The sequence below is a fragment of the Streptomyces sp. NRRL F-5755 genome (assembly GCF_001279365.1).
Taxonomy (GTDB): Bacteria; Actinomycetota; Actinomycetes; order Streptomycetales; family Streptomycetaceae; genus Streptomyces; species Streptomyces rimosus.
Map to the genome: position 1 here is coordinate 23,902 of NZ_LGCW01000288.1, position 26,023 is coordinate 49,924.

At 73.0% G+C, this 26,023-nt stretch carries 25 protein-coding genes; 9 read left to right on the forward strand and 16 right to left on the reverse strand.

The features are described 5' to 3' along the window. Positions 1-55 precede the first annotated feature (55 nt). Positions 56-688 carry a TetR/AcrR family transcriptional regulator gene (locus ADK86_RS29835; RefSeq protein ID WP_053699411.1) on the reverse strand — a complete coding sequence of 211 codons (633 nt, stop codon included), beginning with the start codon at positions 686-688 and terminating at the stop codon, positions 56-58. A 149-nt stretch (positions 689-837) separates the two neighbouring features. Here ADK86_RS29835 and ADK86_RS29840 point away from each other — a divergent pair, with 149 nt between their 5' ends. Continuing rightward, positions 838-3,375, forward strand: coding sequence for a beta-glucosidase family protein (locus tag ADK86_RS29840; protein WP_053699412.1), 2,538 nt, complete (start codon positions 838-840; stop codon positions 3,373-3,375). Positions 3,376-3,454: 79 nt separating this feature from the next. Then, a complete protein-coding gene (locus tag ADK86_RS29845) occupies positions 3,455-3,853 on the forward strand; it encodes a hypothetical protein (protein ID WP_053699413.1) in 399 nt (132 codons plus the stop codon). Between the two features lie 2 nt (positions 3,854-3,855). Here the strand turns inward: ADK86_RS29845 and ADK86_RS29850 are convergent, their stop codons facing one another. Together ADK86_RS29850 and ADK86_RS29855 are read right to left on the reverse strand one after the other, a co-directional pair. Then, the gene (locus tag ADK86_RS29850; RefSeq protein WP_053699414.1) at positions 3,856-4,641 is read right to left on the reverse strand and encodes a DUF4097 family beta strand repeat-containing protein; all 786 of its coding nucleotides are present in this window, start codon (positions 4,639-4,641) and stop codon (positions 3,856-3,858) included. 138 nt (positions 4,642-4,779) lie between these two features. After that, on the reverse strand, positions 4,780-5,673 hold the full coding sequence (locus ADK86_RS29855; protein ID WP_053699415.1) for an SGNH/GDSL hydrolase family protein: 894 nt from the start codon (positions 5,671-5,673) through the stop codon (positions 4,780-4,782). 326 nt (positions 5,674-5,999) lie between these two features. Between ADK86_RS29855 and ADK86_RS29860 the strand changes: the two genes are divergently transcribed. Together ADK86_RS29860 and ADK86_RS29865 are read left to right on the forward strand one after the other, a co-directional pair. Beyond that, on the forward strand, positions 6,000-6,494 hold the full coding sequence (locus tag ADK86_RS29860; protein WP_030597503.1) for a DUF3145 domain-containing protein: 495 nt from the start codon (positions 6,000-6,002) through the stop codon (positions 6,492-6,494). 55 nt (positions 6,495-6,549) lie between these two features. Continuing rightward, a complete protein-coding gene (locus ADK86_RS29865; protein WP_053699416.1) occupies positions 6,550-7,425 on the forward strand; it encodes an NAD(P)-dependent oxidoreductase in 876 nt (291 codons plus the stop codon). Between the two features lie 73 nt (positions 7,426-7,498). On the opposite strand, the gene ADK86_RS29870 is transcribed toward ADK86_RS29865, so the two are convergent. From ADK86_RS29870 to ADK86_RS29890, 5 genes are all read right to left on the reverse strand, one after another. Continuing rightward, a complete protein-coding gene (locus ADK86_RS29870; protein WP_053699417.1) occupies positions 7,499-8,764 on the reverse strand; it encodes a beta-ketoacyl-[acyl-carrier-protein] synthase family protein in 1,266 nt (421 codons plus the stop codon). Positions 8,765-8,842: 78 nt separating this feature from the next. Continuing rightward, positions 8,843-9,091 (reverse strand): acyl carrier protein, encoded by a 249-nt coding sequence (locus tag ADK86_RS29875; RefSeq protein ID WP_053699418.1) that lies wholly within the window; start codon positions 9,089-9,091, stop codon positions 8,843-8,845. Between the two features lie 118 nt (positions 9,092-9,209). Further along, positions 9,210-10,256 carry a ketoacyl-ACP synthase III gene (locus ADK86_RS29880; protein ID WP_053699419.1) on the reverse strand — a complete coding sequence of 349 codons (1,047 nt, stop codon included), beginning with the start codon at positions 10,254-10,256 and terminating at the stop codon, positions 9,210-9,212. A 13-nt stretch (positions 10,257-10,269) separates the two neighbouring features. Then, the gene (locus tag ADK86_RS29885; RefSeq protein WP_199834499.1) at positions 10,270-11,211 is read right to left on the reverse strand and encodes an ACP S-malonyltransferase; all 942 of its coding nucleotides are present in this window, start codon (positions 11,209-11,211) and stop codon (positions 10,270-10,272) included. A gap of 89 nt (positions 11,212-11,300) precedes the next feature. Continuing rightward, on the reverse strand, positions 11,301-12,491 hold the full coding sequence (locus tag ADK86_RS29890; RefSeq protein WP_030597484.1) for a PucR family transcriptional regulator: 1,191 nt from the start codon (positions 12,489-12,491) through the stop codon (positions 11,301-11,303). A 31-nt stretch (positions 12,492-12,522) separates the two neighbouring features. Between ADK86_RS29890 and ADK86_RS29895 the strand changes: the two genes are divergently transcribed. Continuing rightward, positions 12,523-13,239: a pirin family protein gene (locus ADK86_RS29895; RefSeq protein ID WP_053699421.1), complete on the forward strand. Its 717-nt coding sequence runs from the start codon at positions 12,523-12,525 to the stop codon at positions 13,237-13,239. A 65-nt stretch (positions 13,240-13,304) separates the two neighbouring features. Here ADK86_RS29895 and ADK86_RS29900 read toward each other — a convergent pair whose 3' ends face one another. After that, a complete protein-coding gene (locus ADK86_RS29900; protein ID WP_030183464.1) occupies positions 13,305-14,123 on the reverse strand; it encodes a serine hydrolase domain-containing protein in 819 nt (272 codons plus the stop codon). Between the two features lie 180 nt (positions 14,124-14,303). On the opposite strand from ADK86_RS29900, the gene ADK86_RS29905 reads away from it, so the two are divergent. Further along, positions 14,304-14,777: a MerR family transcriptional regulator gene (locus ADK86_RS29905; protein ID WP_078952350.1), complete on the forward strand. Its 474-nt coding sequence runs from the start codon at positions 14,304-14,306 to the stop codon at positions 14,775-14,777. Positions 14,778-14,784: 7 nt separating this feature from the next. Then, entirely contained in the window at positions 14,785-15,813 is a 1,029-nt protein-coding gene (locus tag ADK86_RS29910) for an aldo/keto reductase (protein ID WP_053699422.1), read from the forward strand. Positions 15,814-15,897: 84 nt separating this feature from the next. Here ADK86_RS29910 and ADK86_RS29915 read toward each other — a convergent pair whose 3' ends face one another. The 7 genes from ADK86_RS29915 to ADK86_RS29945 all read right to left on the reverse strand — a co-directional run bounded on the left by ADK86_RS29915 (position 15,898) and on the right by ADK86_RS29945 (position 24,190). Further along, positions 15,898-17,136 (reverse strand): acyltransferase family protein, encoded by a 1,239-nt coding sequence (locus tag ADK86_RS29915; protein WP_053699423.1) that lies wholly within the window; start codon positions 17,134-17,136, stop codon positions 15,898-15,900. A gap of 69 nt (positions 17,137-17,205) precedes the next feature. Beyond that, a complete protein-coding gene (locus ADK86_RS29920; RefSeq protein ID WP_053699424.1) occupies positions 17,206-18,372 on the reverse strand; it encodes an alpha/beta hydrolase in 1,167 nt (388 codons plus the stop codon). A gap of 215 nt (positions 18,373-18,587) precedes the next feature. Continuing rightward, positions 18,588-19,268 carry a response regulator gene (locus ADK86_RS29925; protein WP_003979726.1) on the reverse strand — a complete coding sequence of 227 codons (681 nt, stop codon included), beginning with the start codon at positions 19,266-19,268 and terminating at the stop codon, positions 18,588-18,590. After that, positions 19,265-20,608: a sensor histidine kinase gene (locus tag ADK86_RS29930; RefSeq protein WP_234346089.1), complete on the reverse strand. Its 1,344-nt coding sequence runs from the start codon at positions 20,606-20,608 to the stop codon at positions 19,265-19,267. The genes ADK86_RS29925 and ADK86_RS29930 overlap by 4 nt, the downstream gene beginning before the upstream one ends. Positions 20,609-20,789: 181 nt before the next feature. Next, the gene (locus tag ADK86_RS29935) at positions 20,790-21,686 is read right to left on the reverse strand and encodes a DUF4429 domain-containing protein (protein WP_053699425.1); all 897 of its coding nucleotides are present in this window, start codon (positions 21,684-21,686) and stop codon (positions 20,790-20,792) included. A 265-nt stretch (positions 21,687-21,951) separates the two neighbouring features. Further along, positions 21,952-23,172: an alpha/beta hydrolase gene (locus ADK86_RS29940; RefSeq protein WP_053699426.1), complete on the reverse strand. Its 1,221-nt coding sequence runs from the start codon at positions 23,170-23,172 to the stop codon at positions 21,952-21,954. A 259-nt stretch (positions 23,173-23,431) separates the two neighbouring features. Beyond that, entirely contained in the window at positions 23,432-24,190 is a 759-nt protein-coding gene (locus ADK86_RS29945; protein ID WP_234346090.1) for a TetR family transcriptional regulator, read from the reverse strand. A gap of 114 nt (positions 24,191-24,304) precedes the next feature. Between ADK86_RS29945 and ADK86_RS45300 the strand changes: the two genes are divergently transcribed. Then, entirely contained in the window at positions 24,305-25,078 is a 774-nt protein-coding gene (locus ADK86_RS45300; protein WP_267888818.1) for an MFS transporter, read from the forward strand. Next, positions 25,000-25,863, forward strand: a complete 864-nt coding sequence (locus ADK86_RS45305; protein ID WP_267888820.1) for an MFS transporter — start codon at positions 25,000-25,002, stop codon at positions 25,861-25,863. The genes ADK86_RS45300 and ADK86_RS45305 overlap by 79 nt, the downstream gene beginning before the upstream one ends. The last annotated feature ends 160 nt before the right edge of the window (positions 25,864-26,023 follow it).

Consider the following 26,023-nt stretch of genomic DNA (forward strand, 5'->3'; position numbering starts at 1 on the left):
TAAAGCGGCGGTGCGCTGATCGCGGAAGGGGTTGATCCGCGGCGCGGCCACCGCCCTACGAGGCCGGAGGCTCCGCCTCGTCCCCCCTCAGCAGCGCCAGGAAGTCCCGGAACGCCGCCGTCATGTCCACCTCCCCCGGCTCCAGCAGCCACTGGAGCTGGAGCCCGTCCATCACGGCGGCCAGCAGCGGGGCCGCCCGCTCCGGCGTCAGCCCGCCCGGCAGCCGGTCGCCGTACTCCGTCCGCAGCACCTCGGCCAGCGTCTCCCGCACCCGCCGGAACCGCCGCTCGAAGAAGTCGCGGGCCGGATGGCCCTCGGTGACGCTGTCCCCGGCCAGGACCGTGTACGTCTGGACGACGCCGGGCCGCCCGGCGTTGTACTCGACCAGCCCGGCCAGCGTGTCCGTGCGCCAGGCGCCGGTGGCCGCGGCGGCGGCCGTGTCCCACTGGTCGCGCGCCTCCAGGACGCCGACCAGCAGCAGCTCCTTGCTGGGGAAGTGGTGCAGCAGGCCCTGCTGGGTCAGTCCGGCGCGCTCGGCGACGGCGGCGAGTGACGTGCCCCGGTAGCCGCGCTCGGCGATCAGTTCCATGGCGGCCCGGAGGATCGCCTCGCGCCGCTCCGCGCGCTGCGCCTCGCGCCCCCCGCCGCTCCGGCGGCCGGACGGCCGGGGCTGGTCTCGTGCAGTCACCGGCCGAGCGTAACCCCGCGGCCTGCCCCATCCGTCGGATAACCAGAAGATAACGGTACCTACCGTCCGCCAGGTGAAACCGTCACAATCAGGCCGAGGGGCCGGATCCGTACGTCCCGGATGCGTACGTCCACGACAGGGAGAGCCGTATGACCGACCACCGAAGCGCCTACGCCGCGGCCGTCGCCCCGGCCGTCGAGGACGCTCTCGGCAAGCTGGACCTGGACACCAAGGCCCGGCTGCTGGCCGGGCAGGACGTCTGGACGCTGCCCGCGGTCCCGGAGATCGGGCTGCGGTCGCTGGTCATGTCGGACGGGCCGGTCGGCGTACGCGGCCGGCAGTGGGGCGCCGGGGACCCGTCCGTCGCGCTCCCCAGCCCCACCGCGCTGGCCGCCACCTGGGACGCGGACCTGGCGCGCCGCGCCGGCCGGCTGCTCGCCCAGGAGGCGCGCCGCAAAGGCGTGCACGTCCTCCTGGCGCCCACCGTCAATCTGCACCGCTCCCCGCTCGGCGGCCGGCACTTCGAGTGCTTCTCCGAGGACCCGTACCTGACCGGCGTGATCGGCGCGGGATACGTCGCCGGGGTCCAGGACGGCGGGGTCGGCGCCACCGTCAAGCACTTCGTCGGCAACGACGCCGAGACCGAGCGCTTCACCGTCGACAACCGGATCGCCCCGCGCCCCCTGCGCGAGCTGTACCTGGCGCCCTTCGAGCACATCGTCGAAACCGCCCGCCCCTGGGGCATCATGACGGCCTACAACCAGGTCAACGGCGCGACGATGACCGAACACCGCGAACTGGTCGACGGCGTGCTGCGGGGCGAGTGGGACTTCGACGGGGTCAACGTCTCGGACTGGACGGCGGCCCGCGACACGGTACGGGCGCTGCGCGGCGGCCTGGACCTCGCGATGCCGGGCCCGCACACGGTCTTCGGGCCGGCGCTCGCGGACGCCGTCCGCGCGGGCCGGGTCATGGAGGCCGAGGTGGACGCCGCGGTCCGCCGCGTGCTGCTGCTCGCCGCCCGCACGGGCTGCCTGGAGAGCGTCCCGCCCGCCGTCACCCCGGCCGACGTGCCGAAGGACATCGACGGCCGCGCCCTGGCCCGCGAGATCGCCCGCCGGTCCTTCGTACTGGTACGCAACGAGCCGGTGGTACGAGGCGAGCCGGCCGTACGGACCGAGGAGGCCGGCTCGCCCCGCGCCCTCCCCCTGCCCACCCGCACCCTCCGCAAGATCGCCGTCATCGGTGCCGCCGCCAAGGACGCCCGGGTGCTCGGCGGCGGCTCCGCCACCGTCTTCCCCGAGCGGATCGTCTCCCCGCTGGACGGCCTGCGCGCCGCCCTGCCCGCCGGGACCGAGGTCACCTACGCGGTCGGCGCCGACGCGCGCACGAAGGTCCCGCACGCCCGCGCGGGCTTCGACCTGTGCGCCCGCTACTACGGCGCCGACGGCGCGCTGCTCGCCGAACAGCCGCAGTTCGACGGCAAGGTGCAGGCCATGGGCCGCCTCCCGGACGGGGTCACACCGCGCACCCTGCACAGCGTGGAACTGGCCGGCCGCTTCACCCCGCAGGTGTCCGGCGCCCATACCTTCGCCGTCTCCGGCACCGGTGAGCTGCGCCTGACCGTCGGCGGCCGGGTGCTGTTCGACGCCTCCTGCGCCCCGGAGACGGACGACCCGTTCGAGGCGTTCATGAACCCGGCGGAGCATCGCCTGGAGACGGAACTGACGGCCGGGCAGGACGTGGACGTGGCGCTGCGGTTCGTGCCGCTCAGCACCGGGCTCGGCGCGGACATGCCCGTACTGACCTTCGCGCTCGGCCATGCGGAGCCGCGGCTCGACCCGGACGCCGAGCTCGACGAGGCGGTACGGGCCGCAGCGGGCGCGGACGCCGCGATCGTGGTCGTGGCCACCACCGAGGAGACCGAGTCCGAGGGCTTCGACCGCACGGGCCTGGCCCTGCCCGGCCGGCAGGACGAACTGGTCTCCCGGGTGGCCGCGGCCAACCCGTACACGGTCGTGGTCGTCAACTCCGGCTCCCCGGTGGAGCTTCCGTGGCGCGACGAGGTGCCCGCCGTCCTGCTCGGCTGGTTCCCGGGCCAGGAGGCGGGGGCCGCGCTGGCCGACGTCCTGCTGGGCACCCACGAGCCGGGCGGCCGGCTGCCCACCACCTGGCCCGCCCGCCTGGCGGACGCCCCGGTCACCCAGGTCACCCCGGTGGACGGCGAAATCCACTACGAGGAGGGCGTCTTCATCGGCTACCGCGCCTGGCAGCGCCGGGAGCGGAAGGAGGCGGGCCCGGCACCTGCGTACCCCTTCGGGCACGGCCTGGGCTACACCGACTGGAGTTACGAGTCCCTGGAGGCGACCCCGGCGCGCGCCCGCGTCCGGGTGCGCAACACCGGCTCGCGGCACGGGCGCGAGGTCGTACAGATCTACCTCGCGCCCCTGACCAGGGTGGCGGGCCACGTACCGGCGGAGCGCCCGGACCGCTGGCTGGCCGGTTTCGCGACGGTGGAGGCCGCCCCGGGCGAAACGGCCGAGGCCGAGATCGCGCTGCCCCGCCGCGCCTTCGAGATCTGGGACGAGCGGTCCGGCACCCGCCGCTTCGTCGACGGCACCTACGCGATCGAAGCGGCCCGCAGCGTCACCGACCGGCGGCTGGCGGCGCGGGTGACGGTGGCCTGACCAGCGCGGGGCGGCCGGTGGCGGCCCGATTGTCAGTGCCGTCGCCTACGTTGAGCGCATGAGTCGGGACGTTTGCATCATGCGGTTTCCGCCCGGGATCACGTCGGTGGAGGAGATCGCCCATGACTGGGATCCGCCGAGCCTGGGCACCGGCCGGGAGATCCGTGCCGCCCTCGACGCGTGCCTGCCGGGCATCATCTGCACGGAGGACGGGTGGGGCGACTACGAAGGGCCCGGCTTCTCCCTCAGCACCCCGGTCAAGGAGGCGAACGACGCGCCGGTCACCGGAGCCACCCTGTTCATCCACGGTGACTGCGAGACCGCGGCCCATGCGGCGCTCGCGGTCGCGGACAAGCTGAACGCCCGGGCCGTCGCCACCGGCACGGACGGTTTCCTCACCGCGGATTCCGCGCGGTCGGCCTTCGACGCCTGGCGCGCGTACCGCGATCGCATAGTGAGCGGCGGTGAGGCCGCCTGACCTCACCGCCCCACCGTCACCCCCACATCGCCCCCGTCGCTGTGCGCCTTGATCTTGTGCGGGGAGGCGTTGTCCACGCTGCCGGTGACGTTGCGGTTGCCGCCGTCCGTGGTGGCGTCGATCGCGTAGCGGCCCTGGGGGAGGCGGACGGAGACGTTGCCGCCGCTGGAGTCGGTAGTCACGCGGTCGGGTACGGCGGTGAAGCGGGCGTCGATGGCGCCGCCGTCGGTGTGCGCGGTGGTCTGTTTGCCCCGGGCGTCGCTGATGGTGATGTCGCCGCCGCTGGTCTCGGCGGTGAGGGGGCCGGCGGTCTGCCGGACGTCGATGTTCCCGCCGCTGGTCCTGGTGCCGACGGTTCCCGTGATGCCCGTGACGCCGATGTTGCCGCCGTCGGTGCGGAGGGTGACCGCCACCGACCGCGGCACCCGCACCTCGTAGCTGACGTTGCACCTGCCGTTCGACCGGCCGCAGTCCTCCGCGGTGAGGTTCAGGGCGCCGTCCTTGAGGGAGTGCCGGGTGGCGGGCTTCTGCTTGCCGTATTCGAGCCGTTCGGTGACCTTGACCCGGCCTTCGGCGGTGTCGTCGGCGACGACCTTGATGTCGCCGCCCGGCGTCGACACGTCCAGCTTCGTGGTCTTTCCGTCCACCGTGTAGGTCTGCTCGCTCTCGGTGACCTCGTCGGTCAGTTCGCAGCCGGTGGCGACGACGGCCAGCGTGACGAGGGCGGCGGAGGCCAGGGCGGTGCGGGTGGTGCGGTGTCCGGGTCTGGCGGGGCGGCGTGCGGTCATGCCGGTCATCCTCTCGCGGCCCGCGTCCCGTACGTATCCCCAGAAGGAACGATCTCCCGGCCGCCTCCCCTAAGGGGCGCCCGGTGACCGGTGCCGGGGTGCCGTGTCCGCTTGCCCGGCTCCGTCCCGTCCAGTCCGCTACGTCCCCTTACGGGTGATCTCTCGGAACGCCATCTCCGCCAGTTCCCGCTGGCCCTCCCGGCCGGGGTGGAACCAGTCCCAGGCGCTCAACTCGGCGCCGGTGAAGCGGAAGTCGAAGACGGAGCGGTCGAAGCGGCACAGCGCGTCCTTCGCGCAGACCGACTCCAGGGCCTTGTTGTACGCCTGCACCCGTTCCCGCACGCTCTGCCGCCGGGTGTCCGCCGCCTTCGACAGGTCGTCCGGGTCGCGCAGCATCGAGCCGCAGATGCCCAGTTTCCAGATCTGCTTGCCGAGCTGGTTCTGCCGTCCCTGCGACCACAGCCGCATCAGGTCGGGGACGGCGGCGACGTACACCTGCGTCTTGGGCAGGGCCCGCCGCAGCGTGCGCAGCGAGGTCTCGAAATCGGCGCGGAAGGCGGCCTCGGAGGTCATGGCGCCGACCTCGTTGCGGCAGGCGTCGTTCGCGCCCACCAGGACGGTGACCAGCTCGGGCCGCTTCCGTACGGCCCGGTCGACCTGGCCCGGCAGGTCGCGTATCAGCGCGCCGGTCCTCGCGAAGTTCCAGCTGTGCGTGGCGGGGTCCTTCACCAGCCGCCGGGCGACGCTGTTCACCTGCGGGTCCGTGCCGGTGGCCCAGGAGACGGCGGGGCAGTCGGCAAGGACCGAGCAGGCGTCGAACCCGACGGTGATGGAGTCGCCGAGCGCGGCGACGGACGCGGGGTCGGTGCGCCACGCCGGGGAGGGCCTGGGGGCGGGGCGATGTGCCGTACGGCCGCCGTCGTCCGGGTCGCCGCAGCCGGCCAGGGACAGAAAAAGCGCGGTCGCCGTGCCGGCGGCGACCGCGGCGGTGCGGGCCCTGATTGGCCGAAAGGGCCGATTGACCCTTGTCATCCCCTGTCCCCCTCCGGCGTGCGAGTGATATCTGTTCGGTACCGACGGTACGTCACCCCTCGACGGCTGCTTGCGCGGTAGCTTGTGCCGTGACCCGTAGGGTCCTCGCCCGACGGCACCGGCACAGTCGGCACGGATGCATTACATCACGTCATTTACTGTCCCTTTTGCGGCAAATTGGGGCTAATGGTGTTTACTGTAGGTAACCTCGGATGCTGGTGCCGACGTGATCACTGGGGCAGAATGCTTGCAGCTGTCCCGGCCGCGACCGGAACGGGCACGAGGCCGCTGGGGAAGGCGAACCTCGAACCGTATCGGAGGTCCCGGTGACGACACGTGGAGTTCTGTACGTCCACTCCGCGCCGCGCGCGCTGTGCCCGCACGTCGAATGGGCCGTCGCGGGCGTGCTCGGTGTGCGCGTCAACCTCGACTGGATCCGCCAGCCGGCGTCCCCAGGGACGTGGAGAGCCGAGTTCTCCTGGCAGGGCGAGGCCGGTACGGCCTCCAAACTCGCCTCCGCGCTGCGCGGCTGGCACCTGCTGCGCTTCGAGGTGACCGCCGAGCCCTGCGCCACCGCCGAGGGCGAGCGCTACAGCGCCACCCCCGAACTGGGCATCTTCCACGCCGTCACCGGCATCCACGGCGACATCCTCATTCCGGAGGACCGGCTGCGCGCCGCGCTGGCCCGCTCGGCGGGCGGCGAGACGGAGCTGGCGGCCGAGGTCGCCAAGCTGCTCGGCAAGCCCTGGGACGACGAGCTGGAGCCCTTCCGGTACGCGGGCGAGGGCGCCCCGGTCCGCTGGCTGCACCAGGTCGTCTGAGGCCGGCCGCGTCACGCTTTCCCTGGAGCGCGCTCCAAGCCGTAGCGTGCGGGACATGCCTGACAAGACCTCAGTGGCGGTGCTCGGCACCGGAATCATGGGCTCGGCGATGGCCCGCAACCTCGCCGCCGCGGGCCTGGCCGTCCGCGCGTGGAACCGCACCCGCGCCAAGGCCGAACCGCTGGCCGCTGACGGCGTACGGGTGGTGGACACCCCGGCCGAGGCGGTGGACGGCGCGGACGCCGTCCTGACCGTCCTGCTGGACGGACCCGCCGTCCTCGACGCGATGCGGCAGAGCACCCCCGCGCTGCGCGCCAAAACCCTCTGGCTCCAGATGAGCACCGTCGGTGCCGACGGAGTCGCCCCGCTCGCCGCCTTCGCCCGCGAACACGGACTGGACCTCGTCGACGCGCCGGTGCTCGGCACGAAGGAACCCGCCGAGAAGGGCTTGCTGACGGTTCTCGCGGCCGGGCCGCAGGAGGTACGGGAACGGGCCGGACGGGTCCTCGACGTCGTCGGACAGCGCACCCTGTGGCTCGGCGAGGACGCGGCGGCGGGCACGGCCAGCCGCCTCAAGCTGGCCGTCAACAGCTGGGTGCTCACCGTCATCAACGGCACCGGCGAGGCGCTCGCGCTCGCCCAGGGCCTCGGCGTGGACCCGCGCGCCCTCCTGGACGCGGTCGCGGGCGGCCCGCTCGACCTGCCGTACCTCCGGATGAAGTCGGAGCTGATCCTCTCCGGCGACTATCCGGCCAGCTTCACGGTGTCCGCCGCGCGCAAGGACGCCCGGCTGATCGCGGAGGCGGCCGAGCGGGCCGGCGTACGGATGGACCTGGCGACGGCGGCGGCGGAGCGCTTCCGCCGGGCGGAGGAGCAGGGGCACGGCGACGAGGACGGGGCCGCGGCGTACTTCGCGAGCTTCGACGGCTGAGAACCTGCCGTACGCAGACGACAGGGGCCGCGCCGAAACGGCGCGGCCCCTGTGACGCTCGGGCTGGTCCCGGTCAGACGGTCCGGAAAGCCAGCACCACGTTGTGACCGCCGAAGCCGAACGAGTCGTTCAGCGCCGCGATGGTGCCCTCGGCGGGCAGCTCGCGCTTGACGTCGCGGACGATGTCCGCGTCCGCCTCGGGGTCGAGGTTCTGGATGTTGATCGTCGGCGGCGCCACCCGGTGGTACAGCGCCAGGATCGAGGCCACGGTCTCCACGCCGCCCGCGCCGCCCAGGAGGTGGCCGGTCATCGACTTGGTGGCGGAGATCGCCATGTGGTCGGCCTCGGTGCCGAAGACCTTGCGCAGCGCCTTCAGCTCGGCCAGGTCGCCCAGCGGCGTCGAGGTCGCGTGCGCGTTGACGTGCGCGATCTCGGCGGGCTTGAGGTCGGTGTTGGCGAGCAGGTTCTGCAGGGCGTGCGCGATGCCGTTGCCGGACGGCTCGGGCTGCACGATGTCGTGGCTGTCGGCGGAGATGCCCTGGCCGACGGCCTCGGCGTAGATCCGCGCGCCGCGCTTGGCGGCGTGGTCGGCCGACTCCAGGACGATCACGCCGGAGCCCTCGCCGAGCACGAAGCCGTTGCGGTCCGCGTCGTAGGGGCGGGAGGCGCCCTGCGGATTGTCGTTGTCCTTGGACATCGCCATCATGTTGCCGAACGCGGCGATCGGCAGCGGGTGGATGGCGGCTTCCGTACCGCCCGCGACGACGACGTCGGCGCGGCCCGTACGGATCATCTCGATGGCGTAGCCGATGGCCTCGGCGCCGGAGGCGCAGGCGCTGACCGGGGTGTGCACACCGGCCCGCGCGTTGACCTCCAGGCCGACGTTGGCCGACGGGCTGTTCGGCATCAGCATCGGCACGGTGTGCGGGGAGACGCGGCGCGAGCCCTTCTCCCGCAGGATGTCGTACTGGTTCAGCAGGGTGGTCACGCCGCCGATGCCGGAGGCGATGACCGCGCCGAGCCGGTCGGGGTCGACGGAACCGTCCTCGCCGGCCTTGGCGTCGAAACCGGCGTCCGCCCACGCCTCACGGGCCGCGATCAGCGCGAGCTGCGCCGAGCGGTCCTGCTTGCGGGCCTGCGCCCGGGGGATGACCTCGCCCGGGTCGACGGCCGCCGAGGCGGCGATGCGGACGGGGAGGTCGGCTGCCCAGTCCTGGGTGAGGGCGCTGACGCCGGACCGGCCGGCCAGCATCCCCTCCCAGGTCGAGGCACTGTCGCCACCCAGCGGTGTGGTTGCGCCGATACCGGTGACGACCACGGTGCGATTGGTCGCGTTCACGGAAATTCCTACTCCACAGGTCGAGGGGTTGAGAATCGACGGCGCCACCGCGGGGTGGCGACATGCGCCGGAGCTGGATCAGCTCTGGTGCTTGAGGATGTACTCGGTCGCGTCGCCGACCGTCTTGAGGTTCTTGACGTCGTCGTCGGGGATCTTCACGTCGAAGCGCTCCTCGGCGGCGACGACGACCTCGACCATGGACAGCGAGTCGACGTCCAGGTCATCGGTGAAGGACTTGTCCAGCTTGACGTCCTCGGCGGGGATCCCGGCGATCTCGTTCACGATCTCGGCGAGACCGGCGACGATCTCTTCCTGAGTGGCGGCCATGATGGCGCTCCTTCGGTGATGTGTCGGGGAACTGGAAGGTCCGCAGTTCCGGGTTGTGGTTCAAGCTCCGTACAGCCGCCGGGACGCGTTCGAGCGGATGGCGCTGCGCAGATCTTGCCTAGGGGAGGGTAACGACCGTCGCGGCGTACACGAGACCCGCCCCGAAGCCGATGACCAGCGCGGTGTCCCCGCTCTTGGCCTGGCCGGTCGCCAGCAGCCGCTCCATGGCGAGCGGAATCGAGGCGGCCGAGGTGTTGCCGGTGGTCTCCACGTCACGGGCGACCGTGACATTTTCCGGCAGTTTGAGGGTCTTCACCATCGAGTCGATGATCCGCATGTTGGCCTGGTGCGGAATGAAGACGTCCAGGTCGTCCGGGCTGACCCCGGCCGCGTCCAGCGCCTGCTGGGCGACCTTGGCCATCTCGAACACCGCCCACCGGAAGACCGCCTGGCCCTCCTGGGTGATGGCGGGGTAGCGGATCTCGTCCAGCGCCATCCGGGCCTCGGGGCCGTCGCCGCCGGGCACCGGGGTGCGGCGGTAGACGTCCCAGCCGAACGTCTGCTTGATCGTGTCGGCCTTGTCGCCCTCGGAGCCCCACACGGTCGGGCCGATCGCGGGCTCCTTGCCGGGGCCGACGACCACGGCGCCCGCGCCGTCGCCGAAGAGGAACGCGGTGGCCCGGTCCTCCAGGTCGGTCAGGTCCGACAGCCGCTCGACGCCGATGACGAGCACGTACTCCGCGCTACCGTCGGTGATCACGCCCTTGGCGAGGGTGAGACCGTAGCCGAATCCGGCGCAGCCGGCGGAGATGTCGAACGCGGCGGGCTTGCCCGCGCCGATCTTGTGCGCGATCTCGGTGGCGATCGCCGGCGTCTGCTTGAAGTGCGAGACGGTCGAGACGATCACCGCGCCGATCTGCTCGGGCGTGACACCGGCGTCCGCGATGGCCTTGCCGGCCGCCTCCACGGACATGGCCGACACGGTCTCCTCCGGGCCGGCCCAGTGCCGGGTGGCGATGCCGGAGCGCGAGCGGATCCACTCGTCGGAGGAGTCGATGTGCTTGAGGATCTCCTCGTTCGGCACCACGCGGGTCGGGCGGTAGCCGCCGACGCCCATGATGCGCGCGTACGCGGCGCCCTTGGCGGGCTTGATCTTCGAGGTCATGCTCTCGGGGCTCCTATTCGGCCGGGGCAGAGTGCTCGGCGATCAGCGTGCGGGCCGCGTCGAGGTCGTCCGGGGTCTTCAGGGCGAGCGTCTTGACGCCGGGCAGCGCGCGCTTGGCGATGCCGACGAGGGTGCCGCCGGGGCTGGCCTCGATGATGCCGGTGACGCCCAGCTCCTTGAACGTCTCCATGCACAGGTCCCAGCGCACCGGGTTGGCCACCTGGCCCACCAGGCGGCGGACGACGTCCTGCCCGTCGGTGACGACGTGGCCGTCCTTGTTGGACACGTACCGGGTGTGCGGGGCGGCGGGCGTGAGCTGCCCGACCGCTTCCTCCAGCGCCGTCACGGCCGGGGCCATGTGGACGGTGTGGAAGGCGCCGGCCACCTTCAGCGGTACGACGCGGCGGGTGCCCTCGGGCTTGTCCTCGGCCAGCGCGGCCAGCTGCCCGGCGGTGCCGGCGGCCACGATCTGGCCCGCGCCGTTCACGTTCGCGGGGGTCAGGCCCAGCTTCTCCAGGTGCGGCAGGACGACGTCCTGCTCGCCGCCGAGGAGGGCCGCCATGCCGGTCTCGGTGACGGCGGCGGCCTCGGCCATGGCCAGGCCGCGCTTGCGTACCAGCCCGAGCGCCTCGTCCTCGGACAGCACGCCGGTCAGGGCGGCAGCGGCCAGCTCGCCGACGCTGTGTCCGGCGGCGGCGCCGACCAGCCGGGAGAAGTCCTCGGAGGTCGCGAAGAGCTGCCGGGCGGAGATCAGGGAGGCCGCGACCAGCAGCGGCTGCGCCACCGCGGTGTCGCGGATCTCGTCCGCGTCGGCCTTCGTGCCGTAGTGGATCAGATCCAGGTCGATGGCGGCCGACCACGCGCGAAGCCGGTCCTCGACTCCGGGGAGGTCGAGCCAGGGGGTCAGGAAGCCGGGCGTCTGAGCGCCTTGGCCGGGAGCGACGAGTACGAGCACCCTCACACTCTCTCTTGTGGGAGGTCCCGCCCGCCCGTGGGGACAGGGACGAAGAACCATCAGGGGAATTGTTGGTGTTCTACAAAAGCCTAGAGCTGGCTGTCACCGTCGGCCAGACGCCCCAGGATCAGCGCGATACGCAGCGTGAAGGCGGAGCGTACGTCGGAAGGTGACCACCCGGTGACGTCCGTCACACGTCGCAGCCGGTAGCGCACGGTGTTGGGGTGGACGAACAGCATCCGCGCCGCGCCCTCCAGGCTGCTGGCTTGTTCCAGATACACGCTCAGCGTCTCCAGGAGTGCCGAGCCTGCTTCCTCCAGCGGTCTGTAGATCTCCTCCACCAGCTGCTCACGCGCTGCCGGGTCGGACGCCATCGCCCGCTCCGGGAGCAGATCGTCGGACAGTACGGGACGGGGGGCATCCGGCCAAGCGGCACATGCCTTGAGCCCGGCCGCCGCGGCCTGCGCCGAGCGCGTCGCCGCCAGCAGGTCGGCGACCACCGGACCGGCCACCACCGGGCCCGCCGCGAACGGTCCGATCAGGGCTTTCGCCGCCTTGAGCGGATCGTCCGAGCCGCCCGCGATCACCACCAGACGGCTGCCCAGGACGCCCGTGAGCACCTGGAGCTTGGCGTGCCGGGCCGCGCGGCGGATGGCTTCCACCGTCAGTTCGCTGTCCCCGTCCGGGGCCGTACCCAGCACAACGCACACATGTTCGGGGCTATTCCAGCCGAGCGCGGCGGCCCGCGACACCGCGCCCTCGTCCGCCTCCCCGGAGAGCACCGCGTTGACCACCAGCGACTCCAGCCGCGCGTCCCAGGCGCCGCGCGCCTCCGCGGCCTGCGCGTACACCTGGGCGGTGGCGAAGGCGATCTCGCGCGCGTAGACCAGCAGCGCCTCGCGCAGCACGCCCTCGTCGCCGGGGGCCGCCACGTCGTCGATCGCGGCCTCCATGACCTCGATGGTCGTACGGACCATCTCCACGGTCTGGCGCAGCGTGATCGCCCGGGTCAGCTCGCGCGGCGCCGTACCGAAGACATCGGTGCTGATGGCCTGCGGCGTCTCCGGGTGCCGGAACCATTCGGTGAAGGCCGCGATGCCCGCCTGGGCCACCAGCCCGATCCACGAGCGGTTCTCCGGCGGCATGGCGCGGTACCACGGCAGCTGCGCGTCCATGCGCGCGATGGCGTTCGCGGCCAGCTTGCCGGACGACTTCTCCAGCCGGCGGAGCGTCGCGGTGTGCGGATGCGGGTGCGCGTCGCGCGATGCGGGTTCAGACACGGGGACAAGCCTGCCTTATCGGGGCGGTGTGATGGCGCGGTGGGCCGGGACGGGAGGGGACTACGGTGGTCGGGTGATCCACGTACACAGGGGCGACGAACGGTATCCGGGCGGCGATGCGGCCGCCGGGATCGAGACGCGGCACGCCTTCTCCTTCGGCCCGCACTACGACCCGGACAACCTGCGCTTCGGCGCGCTCATCGCCTGCAACGAGGAACGGCTGGCGCCGGGCGCGGGTTTCGACGAGCATCCGCACCGCGACACCGAGATCGTCACCTGGGTCGTCGAGGGGGAGCTGACCCACCGCGACTCGACCACCGGCCACGAGACCGTGGTGCGCCCCGGCGACGTGCAGCGCCTCAGCGCGGCGGACGGTGTGCGGCACGAGGAACGCAACGACGGCACCGCACCGTTGCGCTTCGTGCAGATGTGGCTCGCGCCCGCCGGACCCGGCGGCGAACCGGAGTACGAGGTGGTGCGCGGCATCGCCGACGGGACGCCGTACGCGGTGCCCGGGGCCGCCGCGCTGCTGCATCTGCGGCGGCTGGCCGACGGCGCGCGCTCGGCCTTGCCGGACGCGCCGCGGGTGTACGTCCACGTCGTGCGCGGCGCGGTCCGGCTGGCGGACGAACGCCTGGCGGCCGGGGACGCGGCGCGGATCACCGACGCCGCGGACCTGGAGCTGGCCGCCGAGGGCGACACGGAGTGCCTGATGTGGGAGATGCCGGGCGAACCGTCGTACGGCTGAGGGCCGGCGCCCGGCCACCGGCCCCGGGAGCGCGGCGAACCGGGCCACCGCGCCGCTGTCCGCGCTCAGCGCAGCTCGGCGAGGACCGCGTCGGTCAGCGGCGGCCACGCCTCGATCGCCCATGGGCCGAAGGCCCGGTCGGCCAGCGCCACACAGGCCGCGCCCGCGTCCGGGTCCACCCACAGGAACGTGCCGGACTGGCCGAAGTGCCCGAACGTGCGCGGCGAGGAGGCGGCGCCCGTCCAGTGCGGCGACTTCCCGTCGCGGATCTCGAAGCCCAGGCCCCAGTCGTTCGGGTTCTGCATGCCGTAGCCGGGCAGCACGCCGCGTACGCCGGGGAAGACCACCGACGTCGCCTCGGCGAGCGTCTGCGGCGCCAGCAGGCGCGGCGCGAGCAGTTCGGCGCCGAACCGGGCCATGTCCGCGACGGTCGAGACGCCGTCCTTGGCGGGCGAGCCCGGCAGGTCGGTGGCGGTCATGCCGAGCGGTTCGAGGACCGCCTCTCGCAGGTACTGGGGGAAGGGGATGTCGGTGGCCTTGGCGATGTGGTCGCCGAGCGCCTCGAATCCCGCGTTCGAGTACAGGCGGCGCTCGCCCGGCGCGGCCTGCACGCGGTCCTCGTCGAAGGCCAGCCCCGAGGTGTGCGCGAGCAGATGGCGCACGGTCGAGCCCGGGGGACCGGCCGGCTCGTCGAGCTCGACCGCGCCCTCCTCGACGGCCAGCAGCGCGGCGTACGCGGCGAGCGGCTTGGTGACCGAGGCCAGGGGGAAGCGGTGCTCCTGCGGGCCGTACGTGCCGGCCACCGTCCCGTCGGTCCGTACGACGGCGGCGGCCGCGGTCGGCACCGGCCAGTTCTCGATCATCCGAAGGCTCTGCAAGGACATGGCCACGAGCCTAACGCCACCGCTCCCGCGCCCGGGACGGCCCGGGTACGGGACGCCGGGCTCGTGCTTCCTTCAAGGCCCGGTCAAAAACCCCGCTTGCTTGGAGTGCGCTCGAACTCTCTAGCGTTGAGGTCGTCGTGAGAGGGGTCCGGGACATCCGGCGACTACGGGAGGCGCGGCATGACGGTGACGGCGACGGACACGAGGGTGGCGGACCAGGGGCTGTCGGCACCGCCCCGGTGCAAGGGCCCGGTCCTGCACCCGCGGCCCACCGGCCGCGACCAGTACACGATCAGCGAGGTCGCCGAGCACACCGGACTGAGCGCCCACACCCTGCGCTGGTACGAACGGATCGGGCTGATGCCGCACGTGGACCGTACGCACACGGGCCAGCGCCGCTTCAGCAACCGCGACCTGGACTGGCTGGACCTGGTGTCGAAACTGCGGCTGACCGGCATGCCGGTGGCGGACATGGTCCGCTACGCCGAGCTGGTGCGCGAGGGCGAGCACACCTTCGCCGAGCGGGAAGAGCTGCTGACCGCGCACCGCGAGGACGTACGGGAGCGGATCGCCGAGCTGCAGAGCACGCTGCGGGTCCTCGACTACAAGATCGATGCTTATGCGGACGCCCGCCGGGCGTCGGAGGGAGTCTGAGGTCGGCATGACCACCGAGAAGATAGAAACCGTCCGCCTGGGGGCCGCCGGCCCGCTGGTCGGTGTCCAGGGCCTCGGCTGCATGGGCATGAGCTTCGCCTACGGCCCGACCAAGGACGAGGACGAGGCGCGGGCGACGCTGGAGCGGGCGCTCGAACTGGGCGTGACGCTCTTCGACACCGCCGACATGTACGGCGTGGGGCACAACGAGGAGTTCATCGGGCCGTTCGTCCGGGCCCACCGGGACGAGGTCGTGCTCGCGACGAAGTTCGCGATCGCCGCGGACCCGGACGACCCGCTGAACCCCGCCAAGCGGTCCATCCGCAACGACCGCCCCTACATCCGCCAGGCCGTCGAGGCCAGCCTGCGCCGCCTCGGCGTGGACGAGATCGACCTGTACTACATGCACCGCCGGGACCCGAACGTGCCCATCGAGGACACGGTCGGCGCGATGGCCGAGCTGGTGGCCGAGGGCAAGGTCAAGCACCTGGGCCTGAGCGAGGTCACCGGCAGCGAACTGCGCGCCGCACAGGGCGTGCACCCGATCGCGGCCGTGCAGTCGGAGTGGTCGCTGTTCAGCCGGGACGTGGAGGACGGCGTGGTGCCGGCCGCGCGGGAGCTGGGTGTCGGCTTCGTGCCGTACTCGCCGCTTGGCCGCGGCTTCCTGACCGGCTCGTTCGTCAGCGCCGAACAGGAGCTGACCGAGGACGACTTCCGCCGCCAGCAGCCCCGCTTCACGGGCGACAACGCGAAGGCGAACGCGGCCCTGCTGGAGCCGGTGCGCGAGGTCGCCGCCGCGCACGGGGCGTCGCTCGGGCAGATCGCGCTGGCCTGGGTGCAGCAGCAGGCGCAGGTGCACGGCCTGGCCGTGGTGCCGATCCCGGGCACGCGCAAGCGCAGCCGTATCGAGGAGAACGCGGCCGCCACCCGCATCGTGCTCGGCGAGGAGGAACTGGCCCGGCTGGAGCCGGTCGCGGGCAAGGTCGCGGGCGACCGGTACGCGGACATGTCGTTCACCTCGGTGGGCCGCGAGTAACGACCGGCAGGACAAGAGCGAGGCGAGCGGTGCCGTCCCCCCTGGCGGCACCACCCGCCGGCCCTTCCCGGGCCACGGCCCGCCTCAGGCCAGCCCCAGCGCGAACACCGCGAACGCCGCCGCCAGGGTCCCCGCGACCGCCCGCCGGGCCGCCGTCATCCCGGTCCACGGCGCCTCGAAACGGCGGGTCACCCGGCCGATGAGCACCAGCGCGACGGCGAAGACGGGCAGCCAGGCGAGGCGGGCGAGAATCCAGCCCGCGGTGTCCGGCGCCGTGGTGAGACCGGGCACGACACCGGCGAACGACGCGGGCACGGCCGCCGAGAACATCGCCGTCTGGTGCCAGCACAGCACCGTCATCGCGCAGAGATTGACGACGACCACCGGCGCCCAGAGGGCCGGGCGGCGCAGCAGCCGGGCGATGCGGTCGCGCAGCAGGACCGCAGCGCCGGACTGGGCCGCGGCCAGCGCGAGGACCAGCAGGGACGGCGGGTGGGAGTTCGTACGGTCCTGGCCCGGGACGCCGACCATGCTCGCCGGGTAGTGGAAGAAGAGCAGCAGCGCCGCGAACAACGCGGTACCGCCGAGCAGCAGCGTCCACGCGGCGCGCCGCCCGAGCCGCTTCTCGCCCCAGGACACGCCCAGTTGGTAGGCGAACATCCAGCCCGGCAGCAGGTTCAGCAGGCTCAGCCAGGACGGCATCGCGTCGGCGTACGGCCCGTAGCGCAGGAAGTCGACCACGGCGACGGCGGCGAGGAGCGGCGCCGCGGCCCACGCGCCCATACGGCGGGCCGCGCGGACGCAGTACGGGGTGAGCGCGGTGATGCCCGCGTAGACCCCGACGAACCACAGCGGCTGGATGACCAGCGTCGCTCCCGTACGGAGCGTGGGCTCGGGCACGCCGCACGCGGACAGTACGGGGATCAGCGCCGCCCAGACGGCGGTCACGCCGAGGACGGGACGGCCCAGCCGGGCGAGGCGCGCCCGCAGCCAGTGGCCCGTCGGCTCGCCGCGCCCGGCCGCGCGGTGGAAGGACAGCACCGACGCGTAACCGCCGACCAGGAAGAAGATGCCGAGCATCTGGAGCACCCAACTGGCGGGCGCCAGGGCGGCGAACGAGGACAGCGGGCTGGCGTTGTGCAGCGCGCCGTCGGCGTCGAGCGTGAAGCCGCCGAGCAGCCAGTGACCGGTCGGCACGGCGAGCAGCGCGAGGGCGCGCAGACCGTCGATCGCGCGGTCGCGGTGGGCGGGCGTACGGCCCTCTATGGTGCGCACGGCCTTGCGGACGGGGGCCAGGAGCGGGGCCGGGAGCGGGGTGGCCATGGGGGCCTCTTTTCGCGGTGTCGAAAGGGCGGGAAGGACCGGTGGCGGTGGGCGGGGCGGCCGCGCCCGTCAGCGCACCCGGTCGTAGCGGCCGAGCGCGATGTCGGCGAAGTTGCGCAGCGAGTCCGTACCGGGCGCGAGATAGCCGGTGTGTCCCTCGGCCGTCCGCGCGGGCACCCGGCGCGCGCCGAACTCCGGGTCGGTCGGGTCCGTACCGTGGCCCAGGCCCAGGAACTCGACGTGCGGCACGTTGCCGATCCAGTCGGAGGCGTCGCGGGCGGCCCACACCCGGGCGGTGGTGCGCAGCGCCGCCGCGCTGTCCGTCCGCATGCCGGGTGAGCCGAAGACGATCAGGTCGGAGATCCGTCCCCGCTCCAGGTCCGGTACGGCCAGGGCGCAGACCACCGATCCGTAGCTGTGGCACAGCAGGGCCGGGGCCGGTACGCCGACCGCGGCCAGCCCGTCCAGGAAGCGGGCCAGGCGCGGGGCGCCGGCCTCCGCGAGGCGGCCGGTCGCGGCGTCCGGGCCGAGGCCGAGCGGGGTGGTGTAACCGGTCCAGGCGATCGCGGCCGTACGGACGCCGGGCGCTTCGGCGGCCATCCGGGCCCGCAGCGACTTGGCCATGCCGGACGGCGTGCCGTACGGGTCGCGCGCCCGGTCGGACGAGGACAGGTCGATGTCCGAGCCCGGCACGAACACGGACGTACGCCGCGCTGTCGCCAGATCCCCGAACACCTCGGCCACCTGGCCCCTGCCGCGCGGGTCGAAGGCGAGGATCTGGCGGCCGGGGCGGAGCAGTTCGGCGTAGCGGTCTGCCAGCCGGCGCGCTTCCTGGTGGTCCTGGAGCGTCCCGGCGGGGTCGGTGGCGCGGGCCAGCTGGCGCGCGCGTTCGGCCTTCAGCGCGAGGGCGTTGGCCTGGTAGCGCAGGGCGAGCGGCGCGCCGTCGAGGTTGCCCACCGTCAGTGGGTGACGCACCGTCAGTTCCTGGCGCTCGGCCTCGGTCAGCGAACGGAAGAACCGGGCGACCTCGGCCGGGGTCGCGGTCGCCGGGTCGGGCAGCCGCTTGCCGACGGAGTGGTCCGCGCGCCAGGCCGCGGCGCCGGGCGCGGGCCCGGTGACTGCGTCCTGGGTGGAACCCGCCGCCCAGCCGCCGGTACCGCCGACGACCGCCGCCGCCAGTGCGACCGCGACGAGCGTGCGCCTACCGCGTTGTGTGGACCGGCGCGGCTTGGACATGGTGGGGTCTCCCTCTTCCGTTGGTGTGGCGGAGGGAAACGTAAGAAGCGGGTGGGTGACGGCACGTCACACCGCGGAGCCAACTGTCCGCTGATACCGGGGTAGGGGGTCCGCGCCGCGCTCGTCCTCCAGCACGACCGGCCACCCCCAGCCCCCATCGGGGGGTTAGCCCCACCCCGGCCGCACCGACCGGGCCGGGGGAAGGGCCCCGGCCCTCAGTTCGCCCCCGGCGACACCAGCCCCGACTCGTAGGCGAAGATCACCGCCTGCGCGCGGTCGCGCAGCTCCAGCTTGGCCAGCACCCGGCCGATGTGGGTCTTCACGGTCTGCTCGGCGAGCACCAGCGACTCGGCGATCTCCTGGTTCGACAGACCGCGGGCGATCAGCTCCAGCACCTCCGTCTCACGCGGCGTCAGCCCGTTCAGCCGCAGCGCGGTGCGGTCCTTGCGGGGCGCGGGCCGCTGCCGGGCGAAGTCGGCGATCAGCCGCCGCGTCACGGACGGCGCGAGCAGCGCCTCGCCCGCCGCCACCACCCGTACCGCCGAGATCAGATCGGCCGGCGGCGCGTCCTTGAGCAGAAATCCGGACGCCCCGGCGCGCAGCGCCTCGTATACGTAGTCGTCCACGTCGAAGGTGGTGAGCATCAGCACCTTCGGCCGGTGCACCACGCCCGGCGGCGGGTCCAGCAGCTGCCGGGCCGCCTCCAGCCCGTCCATCTCCGGCATCCGGACGTCCATCAGCACCACGTCCGGGTGCGTACGGCGGCTCAGTTCGACACCCTGCGCGCCGTCCGGCGCGTCACCGACGACGTCGATGTCGCTCTGCGCGGCGAGCAGCGCGGCGAAGCCGGCGCGCACCATGGCCTGGTCGTCGACGATGATCACCCGAGTGGTCATGCGGGGTTATGGTCCTTTGCTGTTATGGGGAGTTGGGCGGCTACACGGAAGCCGCCGTCGGGCAGGGGCCCGGTGTCCAGGGTGCCGTCCACCAGGCGTACGCGCTCGCGCATGCCGACCAGGCCGTGGCCCGTACCGGAGGTCTCCAGCGGCTTTGCGGGGTGCGGCGGGGCGCTGTTGACGACCAGGACGGTCAGCAGGCCGCCCTCTTCGTCGACCGTGACCGACACGCGGGTGTGCGCGCCCGGTGCGTGGCGTACGACGTTGGCCAGCGCCTCCTGCACGATGCGGTACGCCGACAGGTCCACCGCGGACGCCAGGGCCACCGGCCCGTCGGGCAGCGTCAGCTCGACCGGCACCCCGGCCCGCACCGTGCCCTCGACCAGCTTCGCCACCTGCGCGAGACCGGGCTGCGGTGCCTTCTCCGGGCCGCCGTGCCGCTCCGTCTCCTCGCTGCGCAGCACGCCCAGCAGCCGCCGCATCTCGGCCAGCGACTCCCGCGCGGTGGCCGCGATCGTGCTGAACTCCTCCTGCGCGGCCTCCGGTATGCCGCTGATGCGGTACGGCGCGCTGTCCGCCTGGACCGTGATCACCGACATGTGGTGGGCCACGACATCGTGCAGCTCGCGCGCGATACGGGTGCGCTCCTCCAGCAGCGTGCGCATGGCGCGCTCGGCCTCGCTGATGTTCTCCTGCTCGATCAGCTTGCGCTGCGCGGCCCCGCGCTCCCGGAGCGCGGCGCCCACCAGCAGCACGACGCCGGAGAGGGTGAACATCAGCACCCAGGTGCCGTCGCCGTGGTTCGGCCGGACCATCTCGAAGAAGACGCTCACCGCGCCGGTCGCGCCCCAGACGGCCATCAGCGTGCGGCGGCGCTCGCGCAGCGAGAGCGCCAGCATCAGGACCAGATAGCCGACGATCACCGTGGGGGGCCAGGGCCAGACGTGGTCGTCGGTACTCGGCAGGAATCCCAGCACGATGCCGCCGGCGACATCCGCCGTGAAGATCACCCACCACGCCTGGAGCGGCCGGGCCACCGCCAGCAGCAGCGGCACCGTCTGGGCGATGGCCAGCGTGCCGGCCGGGCCGCCGCTGAGCCCGTAGTCGTTCATGAGCACGTTCACGGTCGTGGGCAGCAGCGAGACCATGAAGGCGAAGACGACCACGTACGGCAGCAGGCGCAGCCAGCGGTTCTGCACCTGGCCGAAGAGCGGGACACCGGGCCCCGTCGGCGTCCCGAGATCTTCGGCGAGGGTGCGCAACGCCTGCCGCCCGGCCCGCCGGAGGCGGGGGCGGAGATGGCGGAGGCCGTCCGTGCGGCGCGGTGGTGTGGTCTTCATGGCCTGGTCAGCGTAAGCGGCGTCCGGGCGCCGGGGCGTCATACCGGGGTGGGTGCTGCCGTCATACCGCGGTACGGGGGCGGTGGCGTCGTACCTCGGTACGGGCACGACGCGCTGCCTCGGCATGGGCGCGACGCGTGGCGGCCGTTGCCCCGTGGCGCTCCGCCGCCCTCCGCCCCGGCTACAACTCCGCCAGCAGCTCGGCCTTCTTCGACGTGAACTCGGCGTCCGTCAGGAGCCCCGCCGTGTGCAGCTCGCCCAGCTGCCGTATCCGGTCCGCGATATCGGCCGGATCGCGCCGCGTATCGTCGCGGGGCCGCACCGCCCGGCGCGGCCCCGCGTCTCCGTCGGGACCGGCGGCCCGTACGGCCTGGAGCACCGCGGCGGCGAACGGCAGCGACTCGTGCACCGGCCCGTACCCGAGCCCGAACACCACCGAGGCCGGGTCCTGGTCCGCCTCGCCGGGCCGCCGGCCCTCCGCGCCCTTCTCCACCAGCCGCAGATATCCGTTGCCCGACAGCACCCCGGCGCCGCCCTCCGGCGAGCGCCACTCCACCCCGGCCAGCCCGTCGACCGGGAAGCTCTGGTCGCCGCACTTCCACTTGGCCGACGAGGCCCCCGTCCAGAACCAGCGGAACGCGACCGCGCTGCCGTCGAACGACGCCTTGCCGTCGTACGCCTTGAAGGTCAGCGGCGGTTCCGGCGCGGCCACCAGGTGTTCCCCGGCGGGCCGCGCGGCGTCGGGCCCGAGCGCACCGCGCAGCTCGTCCCGGTAGTACTCGGCCAGGACCTCGCGCTCGGCGGGCAGCACCAGGCGGTAGGGGTCGAGATCCTCCTTGAGCTGGCCGGCCGCGGCCTCCAGCAGCGGGTCGGCGCCCGGCCGGGGCACCGCGCGCAGCACGACCGTGCCGCGCCTGCCCGGCGTCAGCTCGACGGACTTCAGCGCCTCGTACGGGACGCGCCGCTCGCCGAGCGCCTGGAAGAGCTTCGGCCTGCGGATCCCCCGTTCGAAGCGGATGAGCACGGAGTCCGTGTCGAACTCCCAGACGGCGTGAAAACCGGCCAGCACATCACCCATGCGGCTCATCGTAAGCGGCGGTCGCCCGCCCGTCCCCCTTCCGGACCTCATGCGCTACGCGCGTCAAGCCGCTTTTGCCCCATGCCGCCCGCGAGCCCGGTGCGTCCGGAGCGCGCGACCCGTGACTCCGGTATCCGGCACCGGAATCCGGTCCGGCGGCCCGGCCGGGGAGCGGCCCGCGCGCGGCCGGTGCTCCCGGCCCGCCACGCACCTGCCTTCCGGCCAGGGCGTTCCCTTCCCGGAGCCCGCCTCCGGGCGCCGCGGCTCAGGCAAGATCGGCCGAGCAGTCCCGGTCCTGCGGGGCGCAGTCCACCGAGGCGACCGAGCCCACCCCGATCATCGCGAAGTTGCGCAGGCTCTGTGTGCCGGGCTCGAAGTACCCGGCGTGTCCCTCGGCGCCGCGGGCCGACAGCACCCGCGAGCCGAAGGCCGGGGTGACCGGGTCGGCGCCGTGGCCGAGCCCGCCGACCTCCATGTACGGCACGTCCTGGATCCAGTCGTCGGCGTCCCGCATGGCCCAGACCCGGGCGTGCGTACCGAGCCCGGTGACGGTCTCCGACCGCATGCCGGGGCTGCCCGCCACCGCGATGTCGGTCACGGAGGACGGCAGCCGGTTGGCCGCGACGCCGCACACCACGGAGCCGTAGCTGTGGCACATCAGCGATACGGACGCGCTCTTCGGCAGCGCCCGGACCAGCGCGTTCAGCCGCAGCGCGCCCTGCGCGGCGAGCTGCCCGGTGGCGGCGTCGACCCCGAGCCCGGCGGGCGCGGTGTAGTCGGCCCAGGCGATCACCGCCGTACGGGCGTCGGCGCGGGCGGCGCGCTGCGCGTCGTAGAGCGACTTGGCCATGCCGGCGGGCGCGCTCGTGGCGCGCGCCGTGCGCTCGAAGGTGGCCAGGTTGGTGTCCACGCCAGGCACCACCACGGAGACGCGGTGGGCATGCCCCAGGTCGCCGAAGACCTCGGCGGCCCGGCCGCCGCCGGCCGGGTCGAAGGCGAGGATCTGCCGCCCCGCGGTGCCCATGGACTCGAAGCGGTGCATCAGGCGGCCCGCGTCCTGGCGGCCCACCGGCGTCAGCCGCTGGTCGTGCATCCGTTTGCGCGCCGCGTCGCCGGCCTGCCGCAACGCCTTCTTGTTGGCCCGGTAGCGCAGGTCCACAGGGGCGCCGCCCATGTTGCCGACCACCAGCGGGAAGCGGTCGGCGAGCGCGGCCCGGTCGGCGCGGCCGAGCGACCGGAAGAAGGCCGCGAGCGTGCCGGGCGCCGAGCCGGTGTCCGGCAGCCGGTGCCCCCGGAAGGAGGCGTGGTCCCAGGCGGCCCGCGCGGTGGCCAGCGGATTGGCGTCGTCCTTGGTGCCTCTGACGGCCGTCCAGCCGGTCATCGCGAGCATGACGAACACCACCACCAGGGCGAGTGCCGCACGCCAGGCGGTGGACTGCAGGAAACCGAAGGAGGGAGCGCCGAGCCCCGAGAACGAAGAAGTCACCGCGGGCCACCCTAGGAGACGGGGCGGGGCGCCCGCTCAGCCCGTGAGGGATATCACGTTTCGACCTGCGCATTTGGCGCCACAACGGACACGCCGCGAGGTGGGTCGGCGCTCAGACGTGCAGAAACATTCTCAGGTAGGTAGTCGGGTGGGGCGGGCTGGGGTGCGGTGTTCGGGGGTGCTGCGACTGGGTGCGCGGCGGCCGGGGGCACGGGCGGACCGCCGCGGCCGTCGGCTCACCGGCCGTGCCGCTCGCCGCCTACCGGCCCCGCCACTCACCGCTCACGGCCGGAACGATCTGCGCGAGGTACTCCTCCGTGATCTCGCGGATCGACTCCACGCTCACGTCCTCGCCCTCGCCCCACACCTTCCCGGCGATCCGCATCACCCCGCTGAACGCCGCCACGACGACCCGCGGGCGCGGGTCCGTCATCACGTCCACGCCCTCGCGCCGGGCGATGAGGCGGGCGATCTGCTCCTCCAGGATCGCGTAGCGGCGCCAGTGCGCGGAGACCAGCGCGGGCGTCGACTCGATCATCTGGTAGGTGCGCATGTGCAGTTCCAGCGGAATCACCGACTGGATCGCGCCGCCGATGTCGTCCCACGAGGACATCACGGCGTTGTGCAGCGCCTCCAAAGGCGCCTCGCCCTCCGGCCGCCGCTCCAGTTCCTCGGCGAAGCGCGCCTCCACCATCTCGTGGACGGCGAAGACGACCTCCTCCTTGCTCGCGAAGTAGCGGAAGAACGTGCGCTGCGAGACGTCGACGGCCTCGGCGATCTCGTCGATCGTCGTCTCTTCGTAGCCGTGCGCCGTGAACAGTTCGAGGGCGGAGCGGATCAGCGCGTCGCGGGTGCGCTGCTTCTTGCGCTCGCGCAGGCCGCCGGAAGGGGCGGGGGCGGGCCGCGCCGGACGCCCGGAGGCCGGGCCGGCGCCCGCGGAAGAAGTCGCGTCCCCGTCGCCCGGACCGGGTGACCAGGCGGTTTCAGGTCGTGTCACCTGCGGCGTGGAGGGAGTCATCCTGCGCCGCCTTTCTCGTTGTTGCCGCTGCTCAGAATACCTGTGAGCTAGATGACAGTTACCGACTCATGAATTGCTTTGTCAACTGTCAGTGGCTGACATTAGCCTCGGAGAATGAGCTCTCAGACCCCGGTTGCCCAAGCAGCACCGGACCTTCCCGTACCGGAGCCTCGCAAGGGACTCCGGGGCCATCCGTGGCTGACCCTGTTCTCCGTCGCGATCGGCGTGATGATGGTGGCCCTCGACGGGACCATCGTCGCCATCGCCAACCCGGCCATCCAGGCGGACCTGAAGGCGTCCCTCGCCGACGTCCAGTGGATCACCAACGGCTATCTGCTGGCCCTCGCCGTCTCGCTGATCACCGCCGGCAAGCTCGGTGACCGCTTCGGCCACCGGCAGACGTTCCTCATAGGCGTGGTGGGCTTCGCGCTCGCCTCCGGAGCGATCGGTCTGTCCGGCGAGGTCTCGCTGGTCATCACCTTCCGCGTGCTCCAGGGCATCTTCGGCGCGCTCCTGATGCCCGCCGCCCTCGGACTGCTGCGCGCCTCCTTCCCGGCCGAGAAGCTCAACATGGCCATCGGCATCTGGGGCATGGTCATCGGCGCCTCCACCGCCGGCGGCCCGATCGTCGGCGGCCTGCTCGTCGAGCACGTCAGCTGGCAGTCGGTGTTCTTCATCAACGTGCCGGTCGGTGTGCTCGCCCTGGTCCTGGGCCTGGTCATCCTCAAGGACCACCGCGCCCAGAACGCCCCGCGCTCCTTCGACATCCCCGGCATCGTGCTGCTCTCGGGTGGCATGTTCTGCCTCATCTGGGCCCTGATCAAGGCCGGTGCGTCGTCGTCTTCGCCGCCTTCGCGATCCTGGAGACCAAGGTCCGCGAGCCGCTGATCCCGCTGCGGATGTTCCGTTCCGTGCCGCTGACGGCCGGTACGGTCCTGATGGTGCTGATGGCCTTCGGCTTCATGGGCGGCCTCTTCTTCGTCACCTTCTACCTGCAGAACGTGCACGGTCTGAGCCCGGTCGACAGCGGCCTGCACCTGCTGCCGCTCACCGCGATGATGATCGTCGGTTCGCCCGCGGCGGGCGCGCTGATCACCAAGTTCGGCCCCCGTATCCCGCTCGTCGGCGGCATGGTCTGCACCGCCGTCGCCATGTTCGGCATGACGACGCTGACCACCGGCACCGGCACGCCGACCATGTCCCTGTGGTTCGCGCTGCTCGGCCTGGGCCTCGCGCCGGTCATGGTCGGCGCCACCGAGGTCATCGTCGGCAACGCGCCGCTGGAGCTCTCCGGCGTGGCGGGCGGCCTCCAGCAGGCCGCCATGCAGGTCGGCGGCAGCCTCGGTACGGCCGTGCTCGGCGCCGTGATGTCCAGCAAGGTCAGCTCGGACTTCGCGGGCAACTGGACCAAGGCGGGCCTGCCGGGCGCTCCGGACCCGGCCCTGAAGGCCGCCGCCGAGGTCGGCGCGGTGCCGCCGCAGGTGGCCCAGGCCCCGGGCATGACGCCGCAGATCGTCGACCGGATCGGCACCGCGGTGCACGACACGTTCGTCTCGGGCATGGGCCTGGCCTTCACCGTCGCCTGCGCCGTGTCGGTCGTCGCGGCCGTCGTCGCGCTCTTCACCAAGCGCGGCGCGAACGCGGAGGCGGGCGCGGGCGTCGGACACATCTGACCGTCCGCCGGACGACCGGGTCGCGTTGACGCGCGGTTCTCCGCACCCGCGCGTACGCTGACCGGGCCGTACGCCCGTGAACCGCGTCAACCGGCGTCCGTGCGGGCCCCGTTGAACGCCCGGCGGCAGCGCATCGCCTGTCCGGGTGGACCGATCCGTG

Coding starts and splice junctions, on each gene's coding strand:
- ADK86_RS29840 (WP_053699412.1), top strand. CDS start 838: ATGACCGACCACCGAAGCGCCTACGCCGCGGCCGTCGCCCCGGCCGTC.
- ADK86_RS29845 (WP_053699413.1), top strand. CDS start 3,455: ATGCGGTTTCCGCCCGGGATCACGTCGGTGGAGGAGATCGCCCATGAC.
- ADK86_RS29850 (WP_053699414.1), bottom strand. CDS start 4,641: ATGACCGCACGCCGCCCCGCCAGACCCGGACACCGCACCACCCGCACC.
- ADK86_RS29855 (WP_053699415.1), bottom strand. CDS start 5,673: ATGACAAGGGTCAATCGGCCCTTTCGGCCAATCAGGGCCCGCACCGCC.
- ADK86_RS29865 (WP_053699416.1), top strand. CDS start 6,550: ATGCCTGACAAGACCTCAGTGGCGGTGCTCGGCACCGGAATCATGGGC.
- ADK86_RS29875 (WP_053699418.1), bottom strand. CDS start 9,091: ATGGCCGCCACTCAGGAAGAGATCGTCGCCGGTCTCGCCGAGATCGTG.
- ADK86_RS29880 (WP_053699419.1), bottom strand. CDS start 10,256: ATGACCTCGAAGATCAAGCCCGCCAAGGGCGCCGCGTACGCGCGCATC.
- ADK86_RS29895 (WP_053699421.1), top strand. CDS start 12,523: ATGGCGCGGTGGGCCGGGACGGGAGGGGACTACGGTGGTCGGGTGATC.
- ADK86_RS29900 (WP_030183464.1), bottom strand. CDS start 14,123: ATGTCCTTGCAGAGCCTTCGGATGATCGAGAACTGGCCGGTGCCGACC.
- ADK86_RS29905 (WP_078952350.1), top strand. CDS start 14,304: ATGACGGTGACGGCGACGGACACGAGGGTGGCGGACCAGGGGCTGTCG.
- ADK86_RS29910 (WP_053699422.1), top strand. CDS start 14,785: ATGACCACCGAGAAGATAGAAACCGTCCGCCTGGGGGCCGCCGGCCCG.
- ADK86_RS29915 (WP_053699423.1), bottom strand. CDS start 17,136: ATGGCCACCCCGCTCCCGGCCCCGCTCCTGGCCCCCGTCCGCAAGGCC.
- ADK86_RS29920 (WP_053699424.1), bottom strand. CDS start 18,372: ATGTCCAAGCCGCGCCGGTCCACACAACGCGGTAGGCGCACGCTCGTC.
- ADK86_RS29925 (WP_003979726.1), bottom strand. CDS start 19,268: ATGACCACTCGGGTGATCATCGTCGACGACCAGGCCATGGTGCGCGCC.
- ADK86_RS29930 (WP_234346089.1), bottom strand. CDS start 20,608: ATGAAGACCACACCACCGCGCCGCACGGACGGCCTCCGCCATCTCCGC.
- ADK86_RS29935 (WP_053699425.1), bottom strand. CDS start 21,686: ATGGGTGATGTGCTGGCCGGTTTTCACGCCGTCTGGGAGTTCGACACG.
- ADK86_RS29945 (WP_234346090.1), bottom strand. CDS start 24,190: ATGACTCCCTCCACGCCGCAGGTGACACGACCTGAAACCGCCTGGTCA.
- ADK86_RS45300 (WP_267888818.1), top strand. CDS start 24,305: ATGAGCTCTCAGACCCCGGTTGCCCAAGCAGCACCGGACCTTCCCGTA.